This is a genomic window from Treponema sp. (assembly GCF_024696245.1).
GTDB lineage: Bacteria > Spirochaetota > Spirochaetia > Treponematales > Treponemataceae > Treponema_D.
The window spans coordinates 1-4,524 of the sequence record NZ_JAILGZ010000011.1; the positions used below are offsets into that span (position 1 = coordinate 1).

The 4,524-nt window shown below is 39.6% G+C and carries 5 protein-coding genes; 1 reads left to right on the forward strand and 4 read right to left on the reverse strand.

Features of this window, described 5'->3' with window-relative positions:
• From K6D58_RS00855 to cysS, 4 genes are all read right to left on the reverse strand, one after another.
• The coding region (locus K6D58_RS00855; RefSeq protein WP_296826585.1) for an IPT/TIG domain-containing protein at positions 1 to 311 on the reverse strand (311 nt) is incomplete at its 3' end.
• A gap of 18 nt (positions 312 to 329) precedes the next feature.
• The gene (locus K6D58_RS00860) at positions 330 to 1,055 is read right to left on the reverse strand and encodes an anti-sigma factor family protein (protein ID WP_296826587.1); all 726 of its coding nucleotides are present in this window, start codon (positions 1,053 to 1,055) and stop codon (positions 330 to 332) included.
• Complete coding sequence (locus K6D58_RS00865; protein WP_296826593.1) at positions 1,039 to 1,584, reverse strand: RNA polymerase sigma factor; 546 nt, start codon at positions 1,582 to 1,584, stop codon at positions 1,039 to 1,041. Before K6D58_RS00865 ends, K6D58_RS00860 begins: the two co-directional genes overlap by 17 nt.
• Before the next feature lie 63 nt (positions 1,585 to 1,647).
• Entirely contained in the window at positions 1,648 to 3,183 is a 1,536-nt protein-coding gene (gene cysS, locus K6D58_RS00870) for a cysteine--tRNA ligase (RefSeq protein ID WP_296826589.1), read from the reverse strand.
• Between the two features lie 62 nt (positions 3,184 to 3,245).
• On the opposite strand from cysS, the gene K6D58_RS00875 reads away from it, so the two are divergent.
• Entirely contained in the window at positions 3,246 to 4,328 is a 1,083-nt protein-coding gene (locus K6D58_RS00875; protein ID WP_296826591.1) for a UDP-N-acetylmuramate dehydrogenase, read from the forward strand.
• Positions 4,329 to 4,524: the final 196 nt, after the last annotated feature.

A 4,524-nucleotide genomic window follows, 5' to 3' on the forward strand; every position in this document is an offset into this window, starting at 1 on the left:
ACAGATGCTGGAAGGAGCACCTGAATCTGGTTGTCGGTCCATTCAATATAACCCTGGGCGGTAATGCGGGAACCTGCAATTTCTACATAAGAAGTTCCCCTGCTGTTTCCAAAAAAGTTTCCCTTAATGGTCATAATGTCACCGGGAGAACCTAAGGTTGGATCTATAGAAGTAATAAGAGGTTTTCTGTTTACATTCTTTCCAATAAGGGCTGTAGCTCCAAGAGCCAAAAGTATTATAGCCCCTGCAGAAAGAATACGTACTGCAGGAGAGCGTTTGAGGAGTTGCTTGTATAAATGAAAAATGTTCACTTTTAAATGTTCACCTTTTTAATTTCCAATTTCTAAAGAGATGTTACCAATTGGAGAAGAAAAGTGCAATGTGAAACCTTTTGATTTTTCGTCTGGCTGTTCACCAAACATTTCCTCCGGGCGAGGACCAAAAACATCATAGCTGGCAAGATTTGCCCTGTCTTCCTGAACAGAATTAAGCAGGGTAGTGCTTCCAGAAACTTCTGTGAAAGGCCCATTGTTCATAATAGGTCCCTGCATATTGTGTGAACGCATAGCAGGAACATTTCCTGGAGCCATTGCAGTCATGGAAGGCATGCTTACAGTATTTGAATAGGATGAAGAACTTTGAGGAACAAGCTGGGTGCGGGCAAGAGGCTTGTAGTTTGAAGCCGGGTCAGAATTTTTTGAAACTCTTACAGGTATAATAACAGCTACAACTGCTGCTGCGGCGGCACCGCTAAGAATATATTTAAATGGAAAAGCTTTAGTTTTTACAGGAATAGATTCTTCTTTTTCAAGAACATTCTTTTTGTATGACATTTTAACCATAAGTCTGTCAAAACTGTCATCAATCTGGCTTTTTGTAAAGGAAATAGAATTAGAGTCTTCTGCAAATGCAGATTTAAGAATTTTGAATTTCTTAAGCTGAGCAGCGCAGTTTTCGCATGAAGCAAGATGTTCTTCTACCTGCTTTACGTATTCAGGCGACAATTCATTATCAAGATAAAGAGACAAGATATCTTTTTCAGGACAAGTAGACATTTTCTTCTCCTATAATTTTTATAAGCTGTTCCCTGGCTCTAAAGGCACGTACTTTAACATTACCCTCAGAAATACCAAGAGCTTTGCCAATTTCCTTATAGTTCATGTCGGCATATTCGCGCAGAACAAGAACTTCCCTTAAGTTTTCGGGCAGCTTATTTAATGCATCAATTGCGATCTGTCTGGCTTCTGACTTAAGCAAATCAACTTCGCCGCTCTCTATATGCTGACGTCCTTCGTACAAAGCCTTATGATAAGCCCTGGTTTCCCTGAGCTTGCGTTTTGCATAATTAAGAGAAGCATTTTTTACAACGCAGATAAGCCAGAACTTTGCATCATCAACAGAAGGAAAAATCATGTTCTTTTCATTTGCTTTGATGAAGGAGTCATGTACTAAATCTTCTGCTGCTTCTTCGTCTTCTACGATTTTGTAGGAAACCTTGAACAGCAGCGGAAAAGTTGCGTCGTATATCTGCTTAAAATCCCCGGAGTCTGTACAGTCAAGTCCAGTTTTCTGGGAACCATTCATTTTATCTGATAACAATTTATTATCCTTTTAGTTACATAAATTTGCTGCAATATTTATAAAATATCAGTTTCTTTTCCAGCTTGGACCATTCGGAGTGTCTATAATCGTAATGCCCCTTTCTGTAAGAATATTACGAATTTCGTCGGCACGGGCAAAGTCCTTGTTTTTCTTGGCCATAGTACGTTCTGCTACAAGAGCGTCAATTTCCTGAGCTTCAGGGTCGCCGCTGTGGTCTGGCATAGAGTTTTTAGCCTCTTCTTCCATTTTTTTAAGAGCTTCTACAGCGCTTTCTGCAAGTTTAAGACCAATTACACTGTCCATTCTGCGAACCAGTTCAAGAGCTTCATTAGGATCAAGTGATCCGTCTTTTACAACCTTCTGAATGGTGCTTAAAGCCACAGGAGTTGCAAGATCATTTTCCAGTGCGGCACGGAATTTTTCCATGTACTGAACGGCTTTCTGACTTAAACCCTCTGTTTTAGAAGCCTGACCCTTAGCATAAGTTTTACCAGCTTCAAGAGATTTTTCTCCACCGGCAGTCTGGGCAAGCTTTGCAATGCGGGAAACAAGAGCGGTGCGGGAATTTTTAGCTCCGTCCATAGCATCCCAGCTAAAGTATACCTGCTTTCTGTAGTGGGCTCCCAAAAGGAAGAATCTGTAGTCTAAAGCACTATACCCCTTATCTAATAATGACTGAAGGCGCAAAAAGTTACCTTTAGATTTAGACATTTTATTGCCGCCTTCAATAACAAGAAATTCGTTGTGAAGCCAGAAATTTACCCAAGGCCCCTTAGCACGTTCAGCCTGGTCAAAAGACCCTTCTGCCTGGGCAATTTCGTTTGTATGGTGAACAGGAACATGGTCAATTCCACCAGTGTGAATGTCAAAGTGTTTTCCAAGATACTTCATGCTCATGGCAGAACATTCAATGTGCCATCCAGGATAACCTCTTCCCCATGGACTGTCCCAGGTCATAGCCTGATCTTCGAATTTAGATTTTGTAAACCAGAGAACAAAGTCAGAAGGATTGCGCTTGTTTTCATCAACCACAACCACCTTTCTGCGTCCTGCACCCGCCTTAAGTTCGTCTAAGTCCAGCTGTGCAAGTTTCCCGTAATCAGGATAAGTAGAAATATCGTAATAAAGGTTTCCGCCAGCCATGTAAGTGTGGCCATTAGCTTCCAGTTCCTTTATAAGTTCAATCATTTCGTTTATGTGTTCTGTTGCCTTACAGATTACATCCGGGTGACGAATGTTAAGGGCATCAATGTCACTCATAAAAGCGTCTGTATAGAATTTTGCAATTTCCAGTACAGACTGATGTCTTTCTTCTGCAGTTTTAACCATTTTGTCTTCGCCGTCATCCCCGTCGCCGGTAAGATGTCCAACGTCTGTAATGTTCATAACGTGCTTAATGTCGTAGCCAAGGAATGTAAGAGTCTTATCCAGTGTGTCTAAGAATACATAAGCCCTGAGGTTACCAATATGAGCGTAGTTGTAAACTGTAGGACCACAGCCGTAAAAGCCGACAAAACCTTCTGTACGGGGCTTAAACTCCTGCATTGTACGTCCCATTGTGTTATAAAGTCTTAACGCCATCATTTATCTCCTGAAGAAAAACTTCTGTCATATTTCTTCTATATGTATTATAATGATTTATTATGGCTAAAAGCATAGAAGAAATAGTTAAAAAATTCAAGGATTGCAAATTTTATAAGGGTGAAATTAAAGAAAATGAAATGCTTTCTGCCCATACAACAATGAAGGTTGGTGGACCTGCAGCCCTCTTTTTAGTCCCTTCCAGTGTAGATTCTGCCATTCGTGCAGTTTTAATGTGCATAAAATACGACATAAAATACTTTATACTGGGAAACGGCAGTAATATTGTATTTGCTGATGACGGTTTCGAAGGAGTTGTAATTTCTACAGCAGCACTTAATGGGCTTTCCTTAAGCCGCAGTGCAAAAATAAGTCCTTTAAAAATAAGTTATTGTCCAAAAATAAAGGAATCCTGTCCTGTAAAAATAAACTGTCAGTGTGGAGTCCTTATAGAGACACTTTCTGGATATTGTGAAGAAAATGCCCTTCTGGGACTGGAAAGTTTTGCGGGGCTTCCTGCCAGTATAGCCGGCGCTGCCTATATGAATGCCAGATGTTATTCAGTAGATGCAGCAACATTAATAGACAGTGTGGAATATTTAGACTTAGACGAACTTAGGGCATTAGAGAGAATAAAGGAATTTGACGAAAATTCTGAAGATAAAGTTGAATGCTTCATTAAAATGTATCATAATATTGAAGGAAATGAAGACTGGAGTTATAAAGTTTCTCCTTTTACAGGAAAAAATGTCTTTATAAGCTCTGTTGTCCTTAAAGCTAAGTGTGTATTCCCGGAATTACACGAGAATGTAAAGCCAGATGCAGAAATAAGGGATTTTATTCACGAAGAAAATATGAAATTCCTTAGAGATAGAGAGAGTAAGGGACATTTTAAGGCACCAAGTGCAGGCAGCGTCTTTAAAAACAACAGAAATTTTGGATTCCCCAGCGGAAAACTTGTGGATGATGCCGGCTTAAGAGGACTTTCTGTAGGAGGAGCTCAAATTGCTCCATGGCATGGAAATTTTATAATAAATAATGGAAATGCCAGTGCCAGTGACATAAAGTCCCTGGTAGAAATAGCCCGCAGTAAAGTTTTTGAAAATACCGGGAATAAAATGGAATGTGAAATACTTTTTATTTAGAAAAGATAAAAGTATGTCGATAAGATAAGGAATACATTTAGATTTAAGATTTGGCGTAAAAGGAAAAGGTGGTGTCAAAGTGTTGCAGTTAGCATTTGTCAATTTTAAACAGAATTCATTTATTCTTATTGAAGGTACCCCCGCTACAGACAGATTCTTTATTATTCAGAGTGGAAGAGTCCGATGCTATCACGAA

What these genes read in the sequence shown, in the direction of transcription:
- K6D58_RS00860 (WP_296826587.1), bottom strand. Translation starts at nt 1,055, where the DNA reads ATGTCTACTTGTCCTGAAAAAGATATCTTGTCTCTTTATCTTGATAAT.
- K6D58_RS00865 (WP_296826593.1), bottom strand. Translation starts at nt 1,584, where the DNA reads ATGAATGGTTCCCAGAAAACTGGACTTGACTGTACAGACTCCGGGGAT.
- cysS (WP_296826589.1), bottom strand. Translation starts at nt 3,183, where the DNA reads ATGGCGTTAAGACTTTATAACACAATGGGACGTACAATGCAGGAGTTT.
- K6D58_RS00875 (WP_296826591.1), top strand. Translation starts at nt 3,246, where the DNA reads ATGGCTAAAAGCATAGAAGAAATAGTTAAAAAATTCAAGGATTGCAAA.